The following is a 21,786-nucleotide window of genomic DNA, read 5'->3' as shown; positions in this document are numbered from 1 at the left end:
ACCGGTCACTGCCCGGCGATGCGGGCCCACTGGTGGCCGGCGCGGGCGGTTTCGCCACAGCGGGCGGCCAGGACGGCGGCGGCGTAGGGCACCGCCAGCAAAAGCTGAAGACCGGCCCAGGACAGCGCTTCCCAGTTCGGGCTGGTCCACACCACCTCGTGCAGGGCCTCCATGATGGGAAGCTGCCCGTAGATCAGCGACTCCATCGGAACCACGCCTTCCGCCAGCACGGTCAGCAGCGCGCCGAGCAGCAGCAGGGCGGCCAGCGCCGACTCCAGCGGCAGGCGGCGGACGGCGCCGCACAGGCCGCTCGCCGGAGCATCGGCCACCGGGGAATCGGCGACTGGGACGGCGGGGCGGAACAACCCGCCGATTCCCCAGGCGGCCAGCGCTCCCGTGCCCTCCGGGCGCCGCGTGGCGCGCATGGCGCCGAGCGCCAGCAGGCCGAGCGCCGGCAGAGCGAAGTACCCATTGGGGAAGTCGCGGTAGCGTCCGTCAAAGACGATCAGGAAGCTCCAGGCGATCCCCAACAGGGCGAGCACGACGGCGGCGGCCTTGCCCACCGTCTCCAGCCGCGACAGCGCCGGACGGCCGCGCAGCGGGGCCAGCGGCTCCAGCGCCAGACCGCCGCTGCCCAGCGCCCGCCTGGCGGCCAGCAGAACGGCCATCGACAGCACGGCCGTCGCCGCCAGCATGACGACGGACAGCGCCACGTCCTGCGGGTAGTGCTTGCCGTGCAGGGCGCCCCAGACGGCGTGGACGAACAGGGTGGACAGCGCCTGCGCCAGGAAGGCCAGAGCGGCGAAGGCCCCGGCGGTCAGCGGACGGCCGCGCAGCGTCAGCCCGATGACGAGCGCCAACGCGAGGCCGGAGGAGACGCCGAACAGCATCGGCCATTGGCGGTTCTCCACCACCGGCCCGGCCAGGGCGAACTTCGCCTGACGGTCGGCGGTGTAGAGGCCCCAGTGGCCGCCCACCGTGCCCTCCAGCTTGGCCTTCCAGCCCTGGTCGAAGGCCTCGATCACGTTGTAGTCGAAGCCTTCCTGCTCGGCGAGGCGGACGAAGCCGTTGACGAACTTGGCCTTGTTGACCAGCCCGGTGACCGCGGCGCCGCGCGACCGGCCTTCCGTCGGCCAGCCGGTCTCGCCGACCAGGATCGGCTTGCCGGGGAAGCGCTGGGCGATGGTGCGGTAGCTGCCGCGGATGCGCTCCATGGCGCCGGCCACGTCGGTCGGCACGTCCTCCCAATAGGGCAGCAGGTGGATGGTCAGGTAATCGACGTGATCGGCGATCTGCGGGTATTTCAGCCACCACTCCCACACGTCGGCGTAGGACACCGGCTGCTTCACCGCCGCCTTCACGCGGTCGATGTAGCCGGCCACCTGCTCCGGCGTCAGCTCGCGGCGCAGCAGCACCTCGTTGCCGACGATCACGCGGGTGATGACGTCCGGGTAGCGGTTGGCGAGGTCGATGAGGGAGGTGACCTCCTTCTCGTTCTTGTCGAGCCGCGACGACAGCCACGCCCCCATGGTGACCTGCATGCCGTGGCGGCGCGCCAGCTCCGGCACCACCTCCAGCCCCTCCAGCGAGGTGTAGGTGCGCACCCCCGCCACCTGCGGGGCGAGGGCCGCCAGGTCCTCGTCGATCTGCTCCACACTGGGGAAGGTCTGCGTCAGCGGGCTCTGCCCGTCGCGGAAGGGCGCGAAGGACACGCTTTTCAGCTTGCCACCGGGCGGCGGGTCGAGCGGCACCGGCTGGTTCGGCAGCAACCAGACGGCAAAATTCGCGAGGCCGGCCACGAGCAGCACGGCGAGGATCGTGATGAGGCGCATGGAGGGGATGTCTACACCAAATGCGGGATCGGCAAAACGGTCTGGCGAACCGGGTAGCTCCAGAAGGAAAACGGGCGCGCCCCCGGAGGGAGACGCGCCCGTCAAGGACCAATCCGGCCCAACCGGGCCGGCTGGAGTTGATGACGTGCCATCGTCACGATCCATCAACGAACCACGGCCCGCTTTATTCCAGCGATTCCGCTCAGCGTTCCACAAAAGCCTTTTCGATCACGTAATGACCGGGTTCACCGTTGTGGCCCATGGAGAAGCCCAGCTCGTTCATGATGCCGCTGGTCTCGTCCAGCATGGCCGGGCTGCCGCAGATCATCACGCGGTCGACCTCGCGGTCGAAGGGGGCCAGACCGACGTCCGAGAACAGCTTGCCGTTGCGGATCAGGTCGGTGATGCGGCCCTGGTTGCGGAACGGCTCGCGCGTCACGGTCGGGTAATAGATCAGCTTCTGCTTGACGTCCTCCCCGAAGAACTCGTTCTCCGGCAGGACGGTGTTGATGATGTCGCCGTACGCCAGTTCGCCCACCGTACGCGTCGTGTGGGTCAGGATCACCTTGTCGAACCGGGCGTACATCTCCGGGTCCTTGATGATGCTGAGGAACGGGGCGAGGCCCGTGCCGGTGCTGAGCAGGTACAGGTTGCGGCCCGGCAGCAGGTTGTCGGTGACCAGCGTGCCCGTCGCCTTGCGGTTGACCAGCAGCGTGTCGCCTTCCTTCAGATGCTGGAGGCGCGAGGTCAGCGGGCCGTCCTGCACCTTGATCGAGAAGAACTCCAGCGTCTCCTCGTAGCTGGCGCTGACCAGGCTGTAGGCGCGCAGCAGCGGCCGGCCGTTCACCTCCAGGCCGATCATGGTGAACTGTCCGGGATCGAAACGGAACGAGGGATCGCGCGTGGTGGTGAAGCTGAACAGCGTGTCCGTCCAGTGGTGAACGCGCAGGACGCGCTCATGAATCAGATTGCTCATGGAATCCGCAGGTCCGTTTCGGTGACCGGCATGCTGTGGCCGGTGTCGTTTCAGAAGCCAAGCCGTGCCGCATTGCAGCACATCTCTTTAACAACAAATTCGTCAACAGACCACTAATTTATACCAACAATTTTGTTGTGGCTTTTCGGTTACCACAAGACGATATTGCAAAATAAACGGCCCTACTCTCCCGCCGGCGGGGCGAAGAGATAGGGCGACAAACCACGCAGATTCTCATCGACAATCAGGCGATGGTTCAGCGGCGGGAAGGCACGCTGCGAGCAATCCAGCCGCGGACAGAGCCGGCAATTCACACCGATGGGCGTCGCCGCCTCGGTGTTTTCCAGATCCACACCGTCCGCATAGGTGATCTGCGCCGCGTGCTGGAGGTCGCAGCCCAGCGCGATGGCGAACTGCTGCGGCGGGCTGCGGAAGCCGCCGCCGGCCTTTACCACCGTGCGGGCGATGGAGAAGTAGGTGGTGCCGTCGGGCATCTGCGCCAGCTGGCTGTGAATCTTTCCCGGCGTTCGGAAGGCCTCGTAGACGATCCAGCGGGCGCAGCCGCCGCCGAAGCGCGCCAGATGGAAGCCGGCGCCGGAAAAGCGCTTGGACACATTGCCGGCGCTGTCCACCCGCATCAGGAAGAAGGGAACGCCCTTCGCCCCCGGCCGCTGCAGCGTGGTCAGCCGCTGGCAGACCTGCTCGAACGAGGCATCGAACCGGCGCCGCAATATTTCGATGTCGTATCGAACCTGATTGGCCGCCTCCCAGAAACGGGCGTAGGGCATCACCACCGCCGCCGCGAAATAGTTGGCGAGGCCAATGCGGGCCAGCCGCCGCGCCTCATCGCCGGTCAGACCCGATGCCTCCACGATGTGGTTCAGCAGGTCGCGGTGGCGCAGCAGGGCGATCTGGCAGGCGAGCTGGAAATTGCGCCCGGACGGCGCCAGCATCTCCGACAGCAGGATGCGCCGCCCGTGCCGGTCGAACCGGCGCACCGCATAGCCCATGATGTCGGAGGGCAGCAGCCGGACGCGGACGCTGTGGTTGTTCAGCAGATAGTCGGTCAGGCCCCGGTAGAGGTCGCCCTTCTCCAGCCGGCCCTCCTGCCACAGCTCCTCCGCCGCCGTCTCGAGCTCGGCGAAATGGTTGGAATGGGCCTGGAACAGGTCGCGCACCTCGTCCTGCGGGAAGGAGGAGGTCTGGACCAGATGCAGCTTCTCGCGGTCGGCCACCCGTTCCGACAGGGTCTGCAGGTCGTCGCGGCTGGTGCGGAAGGCGCGGTAGAGCGCCACCACCGCCTGCCCCAGCGTCGGGGCGACCGCCGCCAGTTCGCGGAAGTCCTGGTTCTTGATGTCGGAGCCGTCGAACAGCGGGTCGGCGAAGACCTCGCGCAGGCCGGCGACGAGGCGGCTCTCCTCGTCCTCCGCGAAGCTTTGCAGATCCACCCCGAACTGCTGGCCCAGCTTCAGCAGCAGCGGCACGGTGACCGGGCGCTGGTTGTGCTCGATCAGGTTCAGGTAGCTGGGGGAGATGCCCAGCTGCTCGGCCATCTGGGCCTGGGTCAGCCCATGGTCGCGGCGCAGCCGACGCACCTTCGGACCCAGCATCGCCTTCTTGTCCATGACCGCCCCAACTCCAGCTGAGCAGATTTACAATATTTACTGATTTACAGAGCTTTTCGGACGGCAGTTTACAAACAGACCCTTTTACAAACAAGGGCATGTTGCAAGGCAGCGAAGAGCGTTTTAGTTGTTTTGTCAGGGCAGCGCTCAAAAGCAGCGCAACGGTGACGAAAAGAAGGAAAACGACCATGTCGCTCGATGAAAAGACCAAGGCCGCTCTCCGCGCCGCGCGCTTCGAAGGCATCAAGCGCGATTACACCCAGGACGACGTGAAGCGCCTCAGCGGCTCGGTCAAGATCGAGTACACGCTGGCCGAGATGGGCGCCCAGCGCCTGTGGGAGCTGCTGAACACCGAGCCGTACATCAACACGCTGGGCGCCCTGACCGGCAACCAGGCGATGCAGGCGGTGAAGGCCGGCCTGAAGGCCATCTACCTGTCGGGTTGGCAGGTCGCCGGCGACGCCAACCTGGCCGGCCAGATGTACCCGGACCAGAGCCTGTACCCGGCCAACTCGGTGCCGGCGGTGGTCGAGCGCATCAACAACACCTTCAAGCGCGCCGACGAGATCCAGACGGCCGAGGGCAAGGGCGACACCTACTGGTTCGCGCCGATCATCGCGGATGCCGAGGCCGGCTTCGGCGGCCCGCTGAACGTCTTCGAGCTGATGAAGGCGATGATCAAGGCCGGCGCCTCGGGCGTCCACTTCGAGGACCAGCTCGCGTCGGAGAAGAAGTGCGGCCATCTCGGCGGCAAGGTGCTGATCCCGACGCAGCAGCACATCCGCACGCTGAACGCCGCCCGTCTGGCCGCCGACACCATGGGCACCTCGACCATCGTGCTCTGCCGCACCGACGCGGAGTCCGCCCAGCTCATCACCTCGGACGTTGACGAGCGCGACCATCCCTTCATCGACTTCGACGCCGGCCGCACCTCGGAAGGCTTCTTCCGCCTGAAGAAGGGCACGGGCGTCGAGCATTGCATCGCCCGCGGCCTGTCCTACGCCCCCTACTCCGACCTGCTGTGGTGGGAGACCTCCCGCCCGAACCTGGAGGAGGCCAAGCGCTTCGCCGAGGCGATCCGCAAGGAGTTCCCGAACAAGCTTCTGGCCTACAACTGCTCGCCGAGCTTCAACTGGAAGGCCAACCTGGACGAGGCGGACATCGCCAAGTTCCAGCGCGAGATCGGCGCCATGGGCTACAAGTTCCAGTTCGTGACGCTGGCCGGCTTCCACAGCCTGAACTACTCGGCCTTCAAGCTGGCAAAGGGCTACGCGGCGCGCGGCATGGCCGCCTACTCGGAGTTGCAGGAGGCGGAATTCGCGGCGGAGGCCGAAGGCTACACCGCGACCAAGCACCAGCGCGAGGTCGGCACCGGCTACTTCGATGCGGTCGCCACGGCGATCTCGGGCGGCCAGTCCTCCACCACCGCCTACAAGGACTCCACCGAGGCCGATCAGTTCCATTGATCGAAAGGCTGGGCGCGTCCGGTTCCATCCGCCGGACGCACCCGCTTTGAACGAGACAGCACTTTGCCCCCTGCAAAGTGTGAAAGGGTCATACGGCCGCCCATCGCGGCAGCCTCCCCGGCTCGGGCCGTATGACCGGTTTGCGCCGATCCTGTGGACGGTTGGCTTCGGCCCGCCGCCCCGGTGACCGGTGGTTCCCGATCCGGTGTGCGAGCCGGATCTCTTCGAACGGCTGACGCTATTGACTTCAAACGGCCGGGGGTCCGCCCCCGGCCGCTTCTTTTTGCGCCCGCTGCTTGTCACAGCCGCGCCATGACGGCATGGCTGACCTGCGCCATGCCAACCGCCACAATCGGGAAATCGTGATTAAGTCTTGAGCGCAACCGCGAAATCGCCGCGCCGGTTGCCCTTCCCCGCGGTGGGGAAGCTGCGTTGCAGTGCGGAATAAGCCATTGACTTGGGACCTCGTTGCCGCCACTTGTGTTCCATGCTCACCACAAACCGATCAGGGGCGTGACCGCCCCCCGCCGGACCTCACCTGACGAGGGCCGGCTGCGGGTCCCATCGCCGCGCAAAGCCTTGCGCGGCGTGCGCCGTTTCTTTTCCCCAACGGCGCATTCTTCGCGATGGCCCGCGCACACTGGTTGAACGATGAAAGGACAAGACAGTATGGATCAACCCCTCGCAGGAAAGAGCATTGCCATTCTCGTCGCCAACGGCTTTGAGGAACTGGAGATGACGGAGCCGCAACGGGCTCTCCTCAAGACCGGCGCTACTCTTCGTACGATTTCTCCCGAACAGGGTCTGGTGAACGGCTGGCACGGCAAGTCCTGGGGCCATTACTTCCCGGTGGACAAGCAGGTCGGTGAGGTTCTGGGGGCCGACTATGACATGCTGCTGCTGCCGGGTGGCGAGCGCAGCGTCACCAAGCTCCAGCAGAGCGCGCACACCCGCCGCATCGTCGGCCATTTCCTGGACGCCGGCAAGCCGATCGCCGCGATCGACCAGGGCATCCAGCTCCTGGCCATCCCGGGCAAGCTGAAGGGCCGCACGCTGGCCGCCCCCGAGGCCGTCCGCGCCGAGCTGGAAGCCGCCGGCGGCAAGATCAGCGACGAGGCCCTGGTGGTGGACAACGTGACCATCACGGCGCTGGGCCATGACGAGTTGGCCGCCTTCGTCGAGCAGATCGTCAAGGTCTTCTCCGAGGCCGCCGCCATGCGCAAGGCCGCCTGAGGCCAAGCCAGCTTAAGGCCAAGCCACCGCGCCTCGACAGGCTGCCCGTCTTTCCTGCGGGTTTCGTCGTGTGAGTCCACGGCCGCCGCGCGTCCAGCGCGTGCGGCCGTTGCGCGTTTCAGGGGGCGCGTTTCAGGGGGGCGCGTTTTTCAGCCCTCAGAACGGCCGCGTGCCTCCGCCGACCCGGCAGGGCGGGAAGGTCAGGCGCACGGTCGTTCCGGCCCCGAGCCGGCTGTCGATGTGGAAGGTGCCGCCGTGCAGCGCGATCAGCGCGCGGGTCAGCGGCAGCCCCAGGCCGGAGCCGCGCTCCGCCGCCCGGTCGCGGCCGTGGTTGTTCTGACCCTGGTTGCGGCCATGCACCTGCCCGAAGGCGTCCAGCGCCACCGGAATTTGTTCGGGCCGCATGCCGATGCCGTTGTCGGTGACGGTCAAGGCGATGCCGCCGTCCTCCGTCAGCTCGCCGCGCACCCACACGCGCCCGTTTTTGGGGGGGGCGAACTTGATGGCGTTGCCGATCAGGTTGGTCAGCATCTGCCGGATCTGCGAGGCGTCGCCGTGCAGGCTCGGCAGATCGTCGGGAATCTCCATGCACAGCGACACCGCCGACTCGCACGCCCGCGGCTGCATCATGCCGAAGGTCAGGTCGACCAGCAGGGAGAGATTGCAGGCCTCCTCGTGCAGGTCCATCCGCCCCGCCTCGATCCGCGCGAGGTCGAGGAGATTGTTGATGAGGTCCAGCATGTAGACGCCGGCCGCCGCGATCTGCCCGGCATACTCGCGGTAGCGCGGGTTGTTCGGCCCCATCATCTCGTCATGGATGATCTGGGCGAAGCCGAGCACGGCGTTCAACGGCGTGCGCAGCTCATGGCTCAGGTGGTGGACATAGTCGGACTTGCGCTGGTTGGCCTGTTCGGCCTCGTCGCGGGCGTCGCTCAGCTCCGCCTCGCGGGCCTTCAGGTCGGTGATGTCGGCGCGGATGCCGACAGTCCCGCCCTCGTAGGTCCGCCACTCCTCGATGCGAATCCAGCGCCCGTCGTGAAGCTGCACCTCCATCGGCGGTCCGGCGCTGCGGTGCTGCTCGATGCGCCGCTCGATCCAGCCCTCCAGGTCGCCGTCCGGCACCTGATAGACGCCCCGCTCCACCCCGCCGCGCAGCACCTCTTCGAACCGCGCCCCCGGCGTGATGAGGTCGGTGTTGGCGGAAAACAGCTCCCGATAGCGGCCGTTGCACAGCACCAGCCGGTCCTGGGCGTCGTACAGCACGAAGCCCTCGGTGATGCATTCGATGGCGTCGGACAGCAGATGGTGGGCGCGCCGGGCCGCGCTTTCCGCCTCCACCCGCTCCGTGACGTTGCGGATGCTGCACATCACACGGTCGCTGTCGGGCAGCGCGACCAGCCGCGCTTCGAAGAATTTGGTGGCCCCCCTCTGCTCTGAGGGCGGCGGCAGCGAGAAGTCCAGGCCGATGACCGTCTGCCCCTCGTTCAGCCGCCCCAGCCCGGCGGCCAGCAGCCCGGCGGCGGGCTCGGGCAGCGCCTCCTGCACCCGGTGGGCCAGGAAGCGCTCGGCGGGCACGTTCAGGTCGCCGGGGCTGGCGGCGGCGAAGTCGAGGATGGTGCCGTCGCGCAGCAGTTCGAAGCGGATGTCGGGATAGGCGTAGGACAGCGCGATGAGCTGCTCGTTCAGCCGCATCATCTCCTGCCGGGCGCCGCTGTCGGCGGGGGCTTCGGCCAGGATCAGCCCGCTCGGACGCGGCGCCGGAGCCAGCCGGAGATCCACCTCCAGCGGCAGGGACAGGGGGGCGTGGATGGTCGCCCGCACGTCCACCGTCCGCCCCGCGGCGGCCTGCTGCAGCGCGGCGGAGAAACGGCTGGACAGGCTGACCCGGACGGCGGCGGCGGGCGCGTCGCGCTCCAGGCCGATCAGCGCGCGGGCGGCGGCGTTCAGCCACAGGGTCAGCCCATCGGGATCGAGCAGCCACAGCGGCGTGGCGAGCGCGTCCAGCCATTGCAATCCGGCCATATCTTCCCGCGTCATCTCCGGCCCGCCCCTATCCAACCCGCCCCTATCCAACCCAGGGGACGCCGCATCGGCTTGCGGGATGACGGGCAGAGCGGCGGTCATGGGCGGCAACATGGCAGGTAATGCATGGCGGACATGCTATCAGAGCAAGGCAGGGCGTGAACAGGGGCAGGGCAACCGTCCGAACCGTCTATTTCCGGCCCAAGCGTGGAAAACGGGACGGAAAGGGTAGCGGTTCAGCCTTTCGCACCGCAAGAAACCGCGGGATCGGCGCTGACACCGGCGCCCATCCATGCATAAATCGGCACCGCTCACCAGAGGCATCGCTGCCGATCCACCCTTTCGGAGGGCCGCCATGGCCGACGAGATTCCTCAAGATGGCCCGCAGGACATCCCGCAGGACGGCCAGATCCGCGACAAGCTGATCGCCACCAAGCAGCAATGGGCCCGCGAGGGCCGGGGCCTGACCGGTGAGACCGCCGACCCGGCGCGCGACCGCCTGCCGCCGGGCCAGCGCTTGGTGGAAACCTGGCCGGTGCTCGATCTCGGCATCCTGCCGCGGGTGACCGAGACGACCTGGACCCTGGCGGTGGACGGGCTGGTCGACACCCCCGTCACCTGGAGCTGGGCGGACCTGCAGGCCCAGCCGCGGGAGCGCGTCGTCTCCGACATCCACTGCGTCACCACATGGTCGCGCTACGACAACCAGTGGGAGGGCGTGTCCACGCGGCACCTGCTGTCGGTCGTCCGGCCGCGGCCCGAAGCGCGCTTCATCCTCTGCCACTCCTCGGACGGCTACACCACCAACCTGCCGCTGGACGCCTTCGCGGCGGAGGACGCGCTGCTCGCCACCGGCTGGGAGGGCCAGCCGATCAGCCGCGACCATGGCGGACCCGTCCGAGTCGTCGTGCCGAAGCTCTATTTCTGGAAGAGCGCCAAGTGGGTGAAGCGAATCGAGTTCCTGGCGGAGGATCGCCGCGGCTATTGGGAAGTCCGCGGCTATCACAATGACGCCGACCCCTGGCGGGAAGAACGCTACAGCGAGTAGCGTGCGACGGCGCCCGCCATTCCGGTCCAGAAACAATCCCGGCAACAGTCGGTGCCAAGGGATGACCGGTCACCAATCAAGACTTGGTCGGACCATTCCATGACGTGACTTCGCAAAATCGTGACGTCTCGCGTCTGATTTGCGCCAGATCATTTCCCTGTTCCGCAATGCTGACGTAGCCGTACGGGCGTCGGGCGACTCACATTCGGACGCAAGGGATTAACCAATGACAGTGGACTCGGTCACGATTGCCCTGGTGGGCAGCGGTGGCGCCGGCGCGATGACCGCCGGACAGATGCTGCTGGATGCCGCCGCCAACGTGGGATGGTACGGATTGATGTCGCGATCGACCGGCCCGCAGATCCGTGGCGGTGAAGCCGCCGCCCTCGTTCGCCTGTCGCCGACACCCGTTCATGGTCCGGGGGACCGTTTCGACATCATCATCGCTTTCGACTGGCAGAATGTGGAGCGCTTCGCGGCCGAGCTTCCCCTGTCGGAGAAGAGCGTCATCATCACCGACCCCAGCCAGGGCGAGGTGCCCGCGGTCCTGGCCGCCAGCGGCGCCAAGCAGGTCGAGCTGCCGATCAAGGAGCTGGCCGGGCGCATCCCCGGCGGGCGCGTCAACATGGTGGGGCTGGGCGCCGTCGCGGCGATCGTCGGCCTGCCGCGCGCCGGCATCGACGCGGTGATCCAGAAGGCGCTGGGCAAGAAGGGCGAGGCCGCCATCCAGGCGTCCAACGCCGGCATCGACGCCGGGTCCAAGGAGGCCGCCGGCTGGAACCTCGGCTTGGAACTGGCCGCCCCCAACAAAGAGGGCGCCACCCGCTGGAACATCTCCGGCAACGAGGCCGCCGGGCTGGGCGCGCTGAAGGGCGGGGTGAAGTTCTGCGCCGCCTATCCGATCACGCCGGCGACCGAGATCCTGGAATGGCTGGCCCCCAACCTCGCCAGGACCGGCGGCAAGCTGGTCCAGGCGGAGGATGAGCTGGCTTCCATCGCCATGTGCCTGGGCGCCTCCTTCAGCGGCGTGCCCTCGATCACCGCGACCGCCGGCCCCGGCCTGTCGCTCATGACCGAATGCATCGGCCTCGGCGTGGCCTCCGAGACCCCGGTGGTGATCGTCGACGTGCAGCGCGGCGGCCCCTCCACCGGCATCCCGACCAAGTCCGAACAGTCCGACCTGAACATCGCCGTCTACGGCCTGCACGGCGACGCCCCGCATCTGGTGGTCGGCCCGACCTCGATCGCCGACTGCCTGTTCACCACCCAGTGGGCGGTGCATCTGGCCGAGGCGCTGCAGACCCCGGCCATCGTGCTGTCCGATCAGGCGATGGGCCAGTCCCGCGCCATCGTCGACAAGCCGGCCGACGCCCCCCACAAGGCCAACCGGCTGCTGGCGAGCGATCTCGGCGGCGAGGGCAAGTACCGGCGCTACGCCGACACCGAATCGGGCGTCTCCCCCGCCGCCATCCCCGGCATGCCGGGCGGCGAGCACACCGCCGACGGGCTGGAGCATGCGGAGAACGCCCTGCCCTCCTCGCAGGCGTCCGATCACCAGAAGCAGCTCGACAAACGGCTGCGCAAGCTGACCTCCCACGACTATGGCGACGCCTGGGCCGACATCGAGGGCGAGGGCGAGATCGCCGTCGTCACCTGGGGCTCCGCCACCGGCCCGTCGCGCGAGGCGGTGCGCCGGCTGGAGGCCGCCGGCACCAAGGCCCGGCTGGTCGCCATCCGCCTGATCTCCCCGGTCCAGCCGGCCAAGCTGGCCGCGGCGCTGGACGGCGTCACGAAGGTCCTGGTCGTCGAGCAGACGCACGGCGCCCAGTTCCACAAGTTCCTCCGCGGGCATTACGACCTGCCGGGCGCGGTGTCGGTGTTCAGCCGCCCCGGCCCGCTGCCGATCCGCGCCCGCGAGGTTCACGAGACGCTTCTTTCCCTGATCTGACCGGCCGGAGCACGAAATCCATGGATACCCATCTGACCGACGATGTCGTGGGCCCGCTGCCCGGCGACTACAAATCCGACGTGAAGCCCATCTGGTGCCCCGGCTGTGGCGACTATTCCGTGCTGGCCGGCATCACCCGCGCCATGGCGACCATGGGGCTGGAGCGCCACGACACCGTCGTGGTGTCGGGCATCGGCTGCTCGTCGCGCATCCCCGCCTACACCAGCGTCTACGGCTACCACACGGTGCACGGCCGCTCGCTGGCCGTGGCGTCCGGCGTGAAGCTGGCCCGGCCCGAGCTGAACGTGCTGATCTTCGGCGGCGACGGCGACGGCTTCTCGATCGGCGGCAACCACTTCCTGCACGCCTGCCGCCGCAACGTCGACATGACCTACATCGTCATGGACAACCAGGTCTACGGCATGACCAAGGGTCAGGCCTCGCCGACCACCGAGGCCGACTGGTGCGAGTCGAAGCTGACCCCGGAAGGCCCGGGCGTCAACCCGATCCAACCGGTCGCCCTGGCGCTGGCCTGCGGCGCGAACTTCGTCGCCCGCGGCTTCTCCAACAACCCGAACGAGGTCGCCCGCCTGATCGTGGAAGGCGTGAAGCACCCCGGCTTCTCGGTCATCCACATCCTGTCCCCCTGCGTCACCTTCCGCCCCGAGCAGCGCGGCTGGAAGAGCACGGTCCACCCCTACGGCCGCGAGCCGACGGACGACCCGAACGAGGCGATGCGCGCCGTCCTCGAGGACGACGGGTTCGGCCTCGGCATCTTCCTCGCCGGCAACCGTCGTCCGTTCCAGCCGGGATCGACGGCCACCCACAGCATCGCCCAGATCGAAGAGGGGTTCGCGGTATGAAGACGAAAGTCCTGAACGGGGCCGCCAACGTCGGTCTGTTCCTGGCCCACGCGCTGGCGCTGGAGATCGAGGCGGCGGAGCGCTACACCGAACTGGCCGACAGCATGGAAGCCCACAACAATGTGGAGGTCGCCAAGCTGTTCCGCGATCTGTCCACCTACTCGGCCAAACACGCCGAAGAGGTGAAGCAGATCGCCAGGGAGCACGGCGCGCTGCCCAAGGTCGCCCCCTGGGAGTTCCAGTGGGACGCCACCACCGAATCGCCGGAGGCCGCGGCCTTCGAGAACGCCCACTATCTGATGAAGCCGCACCACGCGCTGAAGATGGCGCTGCTGAGCGAGCATCAGGGCAACAACTACTACGCCTCGGTCGCCGCCGAGACGAAGGACCCGGAGGTCGCCCGCCTCGCCCGCGAGTTCGCGGAAGAGGAGGCCGGCCACGTCGCCCTGGTCCGCAAATGGCTGGAGCGCTACCCGGCCCCGAAGGACGACTGGTCGGACGATCCCGACCCGCCCAACATCTCCGACTGAAACGATCGGGCAAAAGGCCTTTAAGATTGAGGCGGAGAGCCGCCGGATGGTAAGGACGGGACGGCCCAGCGCCGTCCCGTTTCCTTTTGGCCTTTGGTAATGACCGCCGGAACCCCCGACACCGCGCCCGCCGTCCTCGTCCCGTCCCCCTGCATCAGCGTGTGCAAGCTGACCGCCGACCGCGCCTATTGCATCGGCTGCCTGCGCACGCTGGAGGAAATCCGCGGCTGGAAGCACATGGACGCCGACCAGAAGCGCGCCCTGCTGGCGGATCTGGAGAACCGGCAGGCCGCCGCCGCGGAGTGACCGTCCCTAAACCGGCTTCTTTCGTCAGGCCGCCGCACCGCGCAGCAGGGTCATGCGGTCGCGGTCGGCGCGGATGCGGTCGAGATGCTGCACCGCCACCGCGGTGATCGGCAAAGGCAGTTCCTTGGCCAAGGCCTCCTCGTAGGCACGGACGCATTCGCCCTCGCCGCGCTGCACCTCGGCCAGGATCGCCTCGCGGTCGTGGCCCAGCACATTGGTCTTGAGTTCCAAAAAGAAGCGGTGCGCGCCGCCCATCACGGTGCCGCCCATGTCCGGCGCCCCGCCCTGTTCGGCGACGAGGCGCTGCACCTCCCGCACGATGGCGCCGCGCTGGGCGGCGAGATCGTTGAACAGCGCCTTCAGATCCTCGTCCTCCAAAGCTTCCGCGGCCTGACGATAGGCTTCGTGGCTGTCCTCGACGATGCGGATCAGATCGTTAAGGGTATCGACGATCTGGTCTTTTCCCATCATGGCCGGTTCATTTGCCGACATGGCCGCTCCCTCCCCTGGCAGTCTGCCCATCCGCTTTGAAAAACCTCCCGCCCCGGTGAAGGTTCCTTGATGCATCCGAAGGGGGCTCCGGTCGGTCGGGCCGCATCGCCCGATGGTGACGAACCGCCGTCCCGCCTGTTGTCGCTCCATCCCCAATGGACTGTCCGATAACGCAACGAGGGAGAGGACCTGTGGCCAACACCACCAAGGAAACCCTGATCGACTGGCTCCGCGACGCCCACGCCATGGAAAGCCAAGCCGTCGAGATGCTGGAGCGGCAGGCGGAGCGCATCAAGAACTACCCGGACGTCCTCGCCAAGGTGCAGGAGCACATCGAGGTGTCGAACCGGCAGGCCGACCGGCTGAAGCAGTGCCTGCAGCGTCTGGGCACCGACACCTCGGCCATCAAGACCGGCGTCGCCATGCTGATCGGCAACGCGCAGTCGCTGTCCGGGGTCGTGGCGTCGGACGAGATCGTGAAGGCGTCGATCTTCGACTATTCCTTCGAGCATTTCGAGATCGCCAACTACCGCGCCCTGATCTCCGCCGCGGAACAGGCCGGGGAGCCGGAGATCGCCCGCATGCTGCAGCCGAGCCTGGACGAGGAGCTGGAGATGGCGGCGTGGCTGGAACAGCGCCTGCCGCAGCTCACCAAGACCTATCTGGAGCGCCGGGAAACCGCCGGCGTCGCCGAAGCGAAGCGCTGATACCAAAACATCGTCAAAGCCGCGCCGGGGCGCCGTCCCCGGCGCGGTTTCCGTTCGTCAATGCACCGCCAGCGCCGAATGCCGGCGAACCGCCGGGCGGGCGCGCCACAGGCTGAGCAGATGGCCGGACAGGGTCATCGCGTCCGACGCCAGCCCGAAAGCCGAACCGGCCAGCGCGTTGTGGCCGGCCCCGACCACCGTCGAGGACAGGAAGAACAGCCGCATCCGCCCGACCGTGCTCTGCCAGCGACCGATGGTGCCCAGAACGAAGCCCGCTGCCGACAGGGCGGACATCGGACCCTGCCACGTCGCCGCCGCGACGGCCAGCGCCGCCGGGACGGTCAGGGCGAACAGCACGCCCAGCCAGCGGGGCCGCCGTTCCGGATAGGCGGCGGCCATCTGCACGAGGCCGAGCGCGCACATCAGCATCCCCGTATGGGCACCCAGAGCGAAGAAGTGGACGACGAACAACGCGCCGGCCCCGGCCTGCGCGGTCAGGATCGCCCGCCGGTCCTGAAGCAGCGTGGACAGGACGCCCAACGCCAGACCGGCAAGCCCGCTCACCGCGACCAGCGACAGGGACGGCAGGTAGTGCAACAGGAAAACCATGGATAACGCCTTCACCCTTCGGAAAATGCTGCGCCGCAGCAAAAAGCCGCGGCGAAGGGGGCGGACGCTAGGCGCGGATGGTTAACCGGCTGTGAATCGGGGTGTGATCAAGAGTGGGCGTCCCGTCCCGCCGCACTGACTCGGGATAAAGGCAAAAAGCGTTTAATGCCAACGATCTCGCAACCCATGGCCTGACCATGGGCATACCCCTGTGGTCGGGGGCACCCCATGGGCATTTCACCTTTGCGACGTTTCCCCGGAACGGCTGGGCCGTCATTCTTCGCACCGCAAGATGACACGCTCAACAACACACGCTCTCGACGCCGTGCCTTCCCGAAACGCCGTGCCTGAGACGCCTCTGGAATAAGACGCTCTGGATGAGATGCCCTATGACCCAGCTGACGAAACGGGACGCCGCACGTCTTCCCGCACCACCCACCTGTTGCCATTGCGGGAAACCTTTGCGGGCCGGGGAACCGCATTGGGCCGGCGATAGCGAGAACCGCCCCTGGCATTATGGCTGCGCCGAGCGGGTCGGCCTGACCATGTCCTGGACGCGGGTCCGCCATCGCCGCGCGATCGTCGCGGGAGCATGACCGCGCCGCCCTGTTACCTCCCTGACCGAGATTGATCGGCAGGACTTCAAAAAGGGGGAAGCATGAAGGGGACACCACAAAGCATCTGGCTGTCCATGGCCAACCGGTCGGCCAGTCAGGCGATCGGTTTCTGGAGCGGCGTGTTCAACGCCGCCGCCCGGCGCAACCAGACCACCCTGTTCAACGCCATGGCCAAACCGCCCAAGGCGAAGCGGACGACACCGAAAAAGAAAAGCCGCTGAGACAAGCGCCAGCGAGGCAAGCACCAGAAAGCACAAAAGCCGCCCAAGGGCGGCTTTCTTGTGCAAACTGGAAGGAATGGCGCGCCCGAAGAGATTCGAACTCCTGACCCCCAGATTCGTAGTCTGGTGCTCTATCCAGCTGAGCTACGGGCGCATTCCTGTTTGTCTTCCCGGCGGCGGCTGTAACCGTCCGTCGTCGAGGCGCGCAACTTACTCAAAAGGATTCCGGGCTGCAAGACCTTTTTTCGCCTTTTCACGCGGTCGATTGCCCGGCGGTGGGGCTTGCGGTATAAGCGGCGCACGTTTCTTTCGGAGTCCATAGCCGTGCCAGAAGCCGTTCCGTTCAACAAGCACTTCCCGGTGTCGTGGGAGGAGCTTCACCGCAACGCCAAGGCGTTGGCCTGGCGCCTGATCGACAAGGGTCCGTGGAAGGGCATCATCGCCATCACCCGCGGCGGTCTCGTCCCGGCGGCGATCATCGCGCGCGAGCTGGAACTGCGCATGATCGACACCGTCTGCGTCTCCAGCTACGACCATCAGAACCAGCGCGAGGCGATGGTGCTGAAGGGCGTGGAGGGCGCCAACGCCGGAGACGGCGAGGGCTGGCTGATCATCGACGATCTGGTCGACACCGGCAAGACCGCGGTGGTCGTGCGCAAGATGCTGCCGAAGGCGCATTTCGCCACCGTCTACGCCAAGCCGCTGGGCCGCCCGCTGGTCGACACCTTCATCACCGAGGTGAGCCAGGACACCTGGATCCACTTCCCGTGGGACATCGAGCTGCAATTCTCCCAGCCGATCGCCAAGCAGCACCGCGGCACCTGAAACGTCCCTCTCCCGCCCCGGGAGAGGGTGGCCCAAAGGGCCGGGTGAGGGTCGGACAAGGATCAACGCGCTGATTCTCGACGGTACCCTCACCCTCCCGCCGCTTTGCGGCGGGTCCCTCCCTCTCCCGGGACGGGAGAGGGGACTGTGGTGACCTCGCCTGACACTTGACACAAGCCTAACTCTCTTGTGTCAAGTCTACAGCAACCCCGCCGAGCGGTGGCGCGGGTCCAGCGCGTCGCGCAGCCCGTCGCCCAACAGGTTCAGCCCCAGCACCGTCACCGCGATGGCCGCCCCGGGAAAGATCGCCTGGAGGGGCGAGGTGAACAGGAAGGTCTGCGCGTCGCCCAGCATCTTGCCCCAGGAGGGCGAGGGCGGCTGGATGCCCAGCCCCAGATAGCTCAGCGCCGCCTCGTTCAGCACCGCCACGGCGAACAGCACCGTCCCCTGGACGATCACCACCCCGGCGATGTTGGGCAGCACGTGCACCAGCGTCACCGACAGCGGCCCGCGCCCCAGCGCCAGCGCGGCGCGCACGAAGTCCCGCCGCCAGACGGCCAGCGCCGCCCCGCGCGCCACCCGCGCGAAGACCGCGGCGTTGAACAGGCCGAGCGCCAGCACGACGTTCACCGCCCCCGCCCCCAGCGCCGCCGTCAGCAGGATCGCCGTCAGCACCGCCGGAAAGGCGAACAGCAGGTCGCCCAGCCGCGCCACCGCCTCGTCCCCCCAGCGTCCCCAAGCGGAGGCGGCCAGCCCCAGCGGCACGCCCAAAACAGCGCCGAGCGCCACCGCCGCCGCCCCGACGGCCAGCGAGTTGCGGGCGCCGACCAGGATCATCGACAGCACATCGCGTCCGAAATGGTCGGTGCCCAGCCAATGGACCGGCCCCGGCGGGCGCAGCCGGGCGACCACCCGCACCTGCTCCGCCGGGAAGGGCGTCCAGACCAGCGACAGCAGCGCCGCCCCCACCACCAGCGCGGTGAGCAGTCCGCCCAGCAGCAGGCTGACCGGCAGGCGCCTCAGCCGTCTCATGAACACTGTCATGCCGTCACCCGCGGGCGCGGGTCGATGGCGGCGCAGGCGATGTCGACCAGCGCGTTGACCGCCACCACCGTGACCGCCAGCAGCACGACGACGCTCTGCACCACGATCAGGTCGTGCTGGCCGATGGCCTGATAGAGCAGCCGGCCCAGCCCCGGCAGGGTGAAGACGTTCTCCACCACCACTGCCCCGGCGACGAGGAAGGAAAATTGCAGACCCAGGATGGTGGCGACGGGGATCAGCGCGTTGGGCAGCACATGGCGTCGCAGCACCACCCGGCGCGGCAGGCCCTTGGCGACCGCCGTGCGCACATACTCCTCGCGCAGCGTGTCGAGCGCCGCGGTGCGGGTGATGCGCGCCAGGATCGCCGCCTCCGGCAGGGCCAGCGCCACGGCGGGCAGCAGCAGCGCCTTCAGCGCCGGCCCCGCCCCGGCCTCCCACCCCGGAAAGCCGCCGGCGGAGAACCAGCCCAGCCGCACGGAGAACAGCAAAATCAACAGGATGGCGAACCAGAAGCCGGGCACCGCGATGCCCATCTGCCCGAAGGCCATGACCGCCCAATCCCCCGCCCGCCCCTGCCGTCCCGCAGCGAACAGGCCCAGCGGAATGGCGATTCCCGCCGAGAGGACCAAAGCCAGCCCGGCCAGCGGCAGGGTGATGGCCAGCCGGTCGGCGACCAGCCCGGCGACCGGGCGCGCGTAGGTCAGGCTGGTCCCGAAATCGCCGTGCAGCATGCCGCCCACCCAGCCGGCGTAGCGGACGGGCCAGGGTCGGTCGAGCCCCATCTGGGCGCGCAGGGCGGCCACCGCCTCCGGCTGCGCGCTGGTGCCCAGCATCACCAGGGCGGGGTCGCCGGGGATCGCCTCCAGCACGGCGAAGACCACCAGCGTGGCCAGCCACGCCGTCAGCGCCAGGGTGAGCAGACGGCGCACCAGGAAGGCGAGCACGCGGGTCAGCCCCCGCCGGGTCCGGTCCGGCCGCGCCGGATCACTTCCACCGGACGCCCGTCACGTCGTTGGCCTGAATCGGGCGGTTGACCCACATGCCCTGCACCGCCGACTTCTGCACGGTGGCCGAGGGCAGCATGAAGAGGAAGCCGTTCACCGCGTCCTCGGCCAGGATGCGCTGCTGCTCGCCGTAGAGGGCGTTGCGCTTGGCGGGGTCCTGGGCGCGGTCCAGTTCCGCTCCCACGGCGTTGAAACGCTCGCTGCGGTAGTTGAAGTAGTAGTCGGGGCGCCCGTAGATGTCGATGTCCAGCGGCTCCGTGTGGGCGATCAGGGTCAGGTCGTAATCCTTGCCCTTGAACACCTTCTCCAGCCAGGGCGCCCATTCCATCGGCTCGATCGTCACGCGGACGCCGACCTCGGCCAGCATGGCGGCGATCAGCTCGCCGGAGCGGCGGGCGTAGATCGGCGGCGGCAGGCGCAGCGTCGTCGCGAACCCGTCGGGAAGGCCGGCCTCGGCGAGCAGCGCCTTGGCCTTGTCCGGGTCGTAGGGGTAGAGGCCGGTCAGGTCGACGTAGCCGGCGCGGTGCGGCGGGAAGTGGCTGCCGATGGCGGCCCCGTTGCCGAACAGCACCCCGTCGATCAGCGTCTTGCGGTCGATGGCGTGGGCCATCGCCCGGCGCACCCGCAGGTCGTCGAAGGGCTTGCGGGCGTTGTTGGTGCCGAGGATCGTCTCCCCCTCCGTCGTGCCGACCATGACGGTGAAGGCACCGTCGTCGCGGAACTGGGGCAGCGCCTCGTAGGTGTCGAACTGCGGGAAGCTGTCGATGTCGCCGGCCTTCAGCGCGGCGACCTGGGCCGCCGGGTCGCTGATGAAGCGGAAGGTGACGCGCTCCAGCGCCGGCTTCGGCCCGTCATAGTCGGGGTTGCGCACCAGCACCACCCGGTCGCCGGCCACCCAGCGCTCGAACTTGAAGGGGCCGGTGCCGACCGGGGTCTGCTTGTTGGCGCCCGCCGACTCCGGCGCGACGATGGCGGCGTCGCCCGACGCCATGTGGAAGAGGAACAGCCCGTCGGGCCGCGACAGGGTGACCGTCACGGTCTGGGCGTCCGCTGCTTCCACCCCGGCGATGGCGGCGAAATAGCCCTTCTGCGCGTTGACCGAGTCGGCGCCGCGCGCGCGGTCGAGCGAGAACTTCACGTCCGCCGAATCGGCGTCGGTGCCGTCGTGGAACTTCGCCCCCTTGCGCAGGTGGAAGGTGTAGGTCAGCCCGTCCGCCGACACCTCCCATTTTTCGGCGAGGCCCGGCACCACCTTGCCTTCGGCGTCGATGCGGGTCAGCGGCTCGAACAGGTTGGCGTAGGTCACCTCGTCGATGGCCGCGGCGGCGCCCGCGGTGGGGTCGAGGTGCGGCGGCTCCAGCCGCATCCCGACCACCAAGTCAGTACGGGCCGGATCGGTCCTGGGGGCCGCCTGCGCGAGGACCGGACCGGCGGCCAGCGCGCCGGCCAGCCCGAGGACCGCTCCCATGGTGATGGCGAGCGCGGTGCGCCTCTGGCGGTTCGGCATGACGGCTGTTTCCCCCAATCGTTGTCTCGGCGCGGGATGATGCGGTGAAGCCCCGCCCGAGTTCAAGACCGCAGGCAGGCTTTTCCGCTCAGGCCTCCGCCAGGAAGGCGCCGTACTGGCGCGAAATCGCCTCCACCGCCGTCTCGAACAGACGCTTGCCATGCTCCGGCGAGGCGAGGCCGGGGGCGGAGCCGATGCGCCCGTCCGGATGGCGGCGGCGGAAGTCGCGGGCGTCGTAGAAGCCGCCGGGCGACGCGGTCTCCGGGTCCATCGCCGCCGTCTTGATCGCCTCGGGATAGGCGTACTGGGTCAGCGACACCTCGCTGGGCGTGGCGTGGGAGCCCTCCTTGCCGCCGAACAGCTCCCGCGACAGGCGCCCGATCTCCTGGTTCTCCCACCAGTTGACCAGGGTGCAGCGCAGTTCCGGCGCCTGCCGGCCGCGCAGGGCGCGGTTCTCCGCGTAGATCTCGTAGAAGGCGGCACGGACCGACGCGACGTTGCCGCCATGGCCGTTGACGAAGAAGAAGCGCTCGAACCCATGCTCGGCCAGCGACATCACATAGTCGCGCAGCAGGGCGATCAGGGTGGAGGGCTTCAGCGTCATCGAGCCGGCGAAGTCCATGTGGTGCACGGCCATGCCCACCGGGATGGTCGGCCCGACCATGGCCCCGGTGGCGTCGCCGACGCCGCGGGCCACGACCTCGGCGCAGATGGCGTCGGTGCCGATCAGGCCGTTCGGCCCATGCTGCTCGGTGGAGCCGATGGGCAGGATGATGCCCTTGGAGGTCTTCAGATAGGTCTCGGCCTCGGCCCAGGTGCTGAGAAGAAGCTGCACGGTCCCGGTCCCTCGTTCGGTGTGTCGTCTGCCAAAGATAGGGCGGATCGCCCGGCTTCCCAAAAGTCCGTTGCCG

20 protein-coding genes and 1 tRNA gene are annotated in these 21,786 nt (G+C 68.2%); 10 read left to right on the top strand and 11 right to left on the bottom strand.

Going from position 1 to position 21,786, the window contains the following annotated elements; all coding sequences use genetic code 11:
• Positions 1–5: 5 nt before the first annotated feature.
• From DS837_RS15120 to DS837_RS15110, 3 genes are all read right to left on the bottom strand, one after another.
• Positions 6–1,832 carry a glycoside hydrolase family 17 protein gene (locus tag DS837_RS15120; RefSeq protein WP_149165508.1) on the bottom strand — a complete coding sequence of 609 codons (1,827 nt, stop codon included), beginning with the start codon at positions 1,830–1,832 and terminating at the stop codon, positions 6–8.
• Positions 1,833–2,034: 202 nt separating this feature from the next.
• Positions 2,035–2,808 carry a ferredoxin--NADP reductase gene (locus tag DS837_RS15115; protein ID WP_149165507.1) on the bottom strand — a complete coding sequence of 258 codons (774 nt, stop codon included), beginning with the start codon at positions 2,806–2,808 and terminating at the stop codon, positions 2,035–2,037.
• Positions 2,809–2,990: 182 nt separating this feature from the next.
• The gene (locus DS837_RS15110; RefSeq protein WP_149165506.1) at positions 2,991–4,433 is read right to left on the bottom strand and encodes a helix-turn-helix domain-containing protein; all 1,443 of its coding nucleotides are present in this window, start codon (positions 4,431–4,433) and stop codon (positions 2,991–2,993) included.
• Between the two features lie 188 nt (positions 4,434–4,621).
• On the opposite strand from DS837_RS15110, the gene aceA reads away from it, so the two are divergent.
• Entirely contained in the window at positions 4,622–5,899 is a 1,278-nt protein-coding gene (gene aceA / locus DS837_RS15105) for an isocitrate lyase (protein WP_145623284.1), read from the top strand.
• A 669-nt stretch (positions 5,900–6,568) separates the two neighbouring features.
• Positions 6,569–7,132, top strand: a complete 564-nt coding sequence (locus tag DS837_RS15100) for a DJ-1/PfpI family protein (RefSeq protein WP_149165505.1) — start codon at positions 6,569–6,571, stop codon at positions 7,130–7,132.
• A gap of 156 nt (positions 7,133–7,288) precedes the next feature.
• Here DS837_RS15100 and DS837_RS15095 read toward each other — a convergent pair whose 3' ends face one another.
• Entirely contained in the window at positions 7,289–9,169 is a 1,881-nt protein-coding gene (locus DS837_RS15095; protein WP_170295864.1) for a sensor histidine kinase, read from the bottom strand.
• A gap of 340 nt (positions 9,170–9,509) precedes the next feature.
• On the opposite strand from DS837_RS15095, the gene DS837_RS15090 reads away from it, so the two are divergent.
• The 5 genes from DS837_RS15090 to DS837_RS15070 all read left to right on the top strand — a co-directional run bounded on the left by DS837_RS15090 (position 9,510) and on the right by DS837_RS15070 (position 13,849).
• The gene (locus tag DS837_RS15090) at positions 9,510–10,202 is read left to right on the top strand and encodes a sulfite oxidase-like oxidoreductase (RefSeq protein WP_149165503.1); all 693 of its coding nucleotides are present in this window, start codon (positions 9,510–9,512) and stop codon (positions 10,200–10,202) included.
• Positions 10,203–10,428: 226 nt separating this feature from the next.
• A complete protein-coding gene (locus DS837_RS15085) occupies positions 10,429–12,150 on the top strand; it encodes a 2-oxoacid:acceptor oxidoreductase subunit alpha (protein ID WP_149165502.1) in 1,722 nt (573 codons plus the stop codon).
• A 20-nt stretch (positions 12,151–12,170) separates the two neighbouring features.
• Positions 12,171–13,013 carry a 2-oxoacid:ferredoxin oxidoreductase subunit beta gene (locus DS837_RS15080; protein ID WP_149165501.1) on the top strand — a complete coding sequence of 281 codons (843 nt, stop codon included), beginning with the start codon at positions 12,171–12,173 and terminating at the stop codon, positions 13,011–13,013.
• Positions 13,010–13,543: a ferritin-like domain-containing protein gene (locus DS837_RS15075; RefSeq protein WP_103040092.1), complete on the top strand. Its 534-nt coding sequence runs from the start codon at positions 13,010–13,012 to the stop codon at positions 13,541–13,543. The genes DS837_RS15080 and DS837_RS15075 overlap by 4 nt, the downstream gene beginning before the upstream one ends.
• 99 nt (positions 13,544–13,642) lie before the next feature.
• The gene (locus DS837_RS15070) at positions 13,643–13,849 is read left to right on the top strand and encodes a DUF1289 domain-containing protein (protein ID WP_149165500.1); all 207 of its coding nucleotides are present in this window, start codon (positions 13,643–13,645) and stop codon (positions 13,847–13,849) included.
• Between the two features lie 24 nt (positions 13,850–13,873).
• On the opposite strand, the gene DS837_RS15065 is transcribed toward DS837_RS15070, so the two are convergent.
• The gene (locus DS837_RS15065; RefSeq protein ID WP_149165499.1) at positions 13,874–14,341 is read right to left on the bottom strand and encodes a PA2169 family four-helix-bundle protein; all 468 of its coding nucleotides are present in this window, start codon (positions 14,339–14,341) and stop codon (positions 13,874–13,876) included.
• Between the two features lie 191 nt (positions 14,342–14,532).
• Between DS837_RS15065 and DS837_RS15060 the strand changes: the two genes are divergently transcribed.
• Entirely contained in the window at positions 14,533–15,048 is a 516-nt protein-coding gene (locus DS837_RS15060; protein WP_149165498.1) for a YciE/YciF ferroxidase family protein, read from the top strand.
• A gap of 57 nt (positions 15,049–15,105) precedes the next feature.
• On the opposite strand, the gene DS837_RS15055 is transcribed toward DS837_RS15060, so the two are convergent.
• Entirely contained in the window at positions 15,106–15,657 is a 552-nt protein-coding gene (locus DS837_RS15055; RefSeq protein WP_149165497.1) for a YgjV family protein, read from the bottom strand.
• Positions 15,658–16,315: 658 nt separating this feature from the next.
• Here DS837_RS15055 and DS837_RS15050 point away from each other — a divergent pair.
• Positions 16,316–16,495: a hypothetical protein gene (locus DS837_RS15050; protein ID WP_149165496.1), complete on the top strand. Its 180-nt coding sequence runs from the start codon at positions 16,316–16,318 to the stop codon at positions 16,493–16,495.
• A gap of 77 nt (positions 16,496–16,572) precedes the next feature.
• Here the strand turns inward: DS837_RS15050 and DS837_RS15045 are convergent.
• A tRNA-Arg gene (locus tag DS837_RS15045) sits at positions 16,573–16,649 on the bottom strand.
• A gap of 170 nt (positions 16,650–16,819) precedes the next feature.
• On the opposite strand from DS837_RS15045, the gene gpt reads away from it, so the two are divergent.
• The gene (gpt, locus tag DS837_RS15040; RefSeq protein WP_149165495.1) at positions 16,820–17,320 is read left to right on the top strand and encodes a xanthine phosphoribosyltransferase; all 501 of its coding nucleotides are present in this window, start codon (positions 16,820–16,822) and stop codon (positions 17,318–17,320) included.
• Positions 17,321–17,518: 198 nt separating this feature from the next.
• On the opposite strand, the gene DS837_RS15035 is transcribed toward gpt, so the two are convergent.
• From DS837_RS15035 to DS837_RS15020, 4 genes are all read right to left on the bottom strand, one after another.
• Entirely contained in the window at positions 17,519–18,352 is an 834-nt protein-coding gene (locus tag DS837_RS15035) for an ABC transporter permease (protein ID WP_211102238.1), read from the bottom strand.
• Positions 18,353–18,360: 8 nt separating this feature from the next.
• Entirely contained in the window at positions 18,361–19,308 is a 948-nt protein-coding gene (locus tag DS837_RS15030; protein WP_038530008.1) for an ABC transporter permease, read from the bottom strand.
• A 40-nt stretch (positions 19,309–19,348) separates the two neighbouring features.
• Positions 19,349–20,875: an ABC transporter substrate-binding protein gene (locus DS837_RS15025; RefSeq protein WP_149165494.1), complete on the bottom strand. Its 1,527-nt coding sequence runs from the start codon at positions 20,873–20,875 to the stop codon at positions 19,349–19,351.
• Positions 20,876–20,963: 88 nt separating this feature from the next.
• On the bottom strand, positions 20,964–21,710 hold the full coding sequence (locus tag DS837_RS15020; RefSeq protein ID WP_149165493.1) for a creatininase family protein: 747 nt from the start codon (positions 21,708–21,710) through the stop codon (positions 20,964–20,966).
• Positions 21,711–21,786 lie beyond the last annotated feature (76 nt).

The sequence above is a fragment of the Azospirillum brasilense genome, from assembly GCF_008365405.1.
Classification (GTDB): domain Bacteria; phylum Pseudomonadota; class Alphaproteobacteria; order Azospirillales; family Azospirillaceae; genus Azospirillum; species Azospirillum brasilense_D.
Note: the sequence above shows the minus strand (reverse complement) of the source record. Positions and strands in the feature narration are given on the sequence as shown.

Bases quoted from the DNA above. Each gene is read 5' to 3' on its own strand.
- DS837_RS15120 (WP_149165508.1), bottom strand. From the start codon at position 1,832: ATGCGCCTCATCACGATCCTCGCCGTGCTGCTCGTGGCCGGCCTCGCG.
- DS837_RS15115 (WP_149165507.1), bottom strand. From the start codon at position 2,808: ATGAGCAATCTGATTCATGAGCGCGTCCTGCGCGTTCACCACTGGACG.
- DS837_RS15110 (WP_149165506.1), bottom strand. From the start codon at position 4,433: ATGGACAAGAAGGCGATGCTGGGTCCGAAGGTGCGTCGGCTGCGCCGC.
- aceA (WP_145623284.1), top strand. From the start codon at position 4,622: ATGTCGCTCGATGAAAAGACCAAGGCCGCTCTCCGCGCCGCGCGCTTC.
- DS837_RS15100 (WP_149165505.1), top strand. From the start codon at position 6,569: ATGGATCAACCCCTCGCAGGAAAGAGCATTGCCATTCTCGTCGCCAAC.
- DS837_RS15095 (WP_170295864.1), bottom strand. From the start codon at position 9,169: ATGACGCGGGAAGATATGGCCGGATTGCAATGGCTGGACGCGCTCGCC.
- DS837_RS15090 (WP_149165503.1), top strand. From the start codon at position 9,510: ATGGCCGACGAGATTCCTCAAGATGGCCCGCAGGACATCCCGCAGGAC.
- DS837_RS15085 (WP_149165502.1), top strand. From the start codon at position 10,429: ATGACAGTGGACTCGGTCACGATTGCCCTGGTGGGCAGCGGTGGCGCC.
- DS837_RS15080 (WP_149165501.1), top strand. From the start codon at position 12,171: ATGGATACCCATCTGACCGACGATGTCGTGGGCCCGCTGCCCGGCGAC.
- DS837_RS15075 (WP_103040092.1), top strand. From the start codon at position 13,010: ATGAAGACGAAAGTCCTGAACGGGGCCGCCAACGTCGGTCTGTTCCTG.
- DS837_RS15070 (WP_149165500.1), top strand. From the start codon at position 13,643: ATGACCGCCGGAACCCCCGACACCGCGCCCGCCGTCCTCGTCCCGTCC.
- DS837_RS15065 (WP_149165499.1), bottom strand. From the start codon at position 14,341: ATGTCGGCAAATGAACCGGCCATGATGGGAAAAGACCAGATCGTCGAT.
- DS837_RS15055 (WP_149165497.1), bottom strand. From the start codon at position 15,657: ATGGTTTTCCTGTTGCACTACCTGCCGTCCCTGTCGCTGGTCGCGGTG.
- DS837_RS15050 (WP_149165496.1), top strand. From the start codon at position 16,316: ATGAAGGGGACACCACAAAGCATCTGGCTGTCCATGGCCAACCGGTCG.
- DS837_RS15035 (WP_211102238.1), bottom strand. From the start codon at position 18,352: ATGAGACGGCTGAGGCGCCTGCCGGTCAGCCTGCTGCTGGGCGGACTG.
- DS837_RS15025 (WP_149165494.1), bottom strand. From the start codon at position 20,875: ATGCCGAACCGCCAGAGGCGCACCGCGCTCGCCATCACCATGGGAGCG.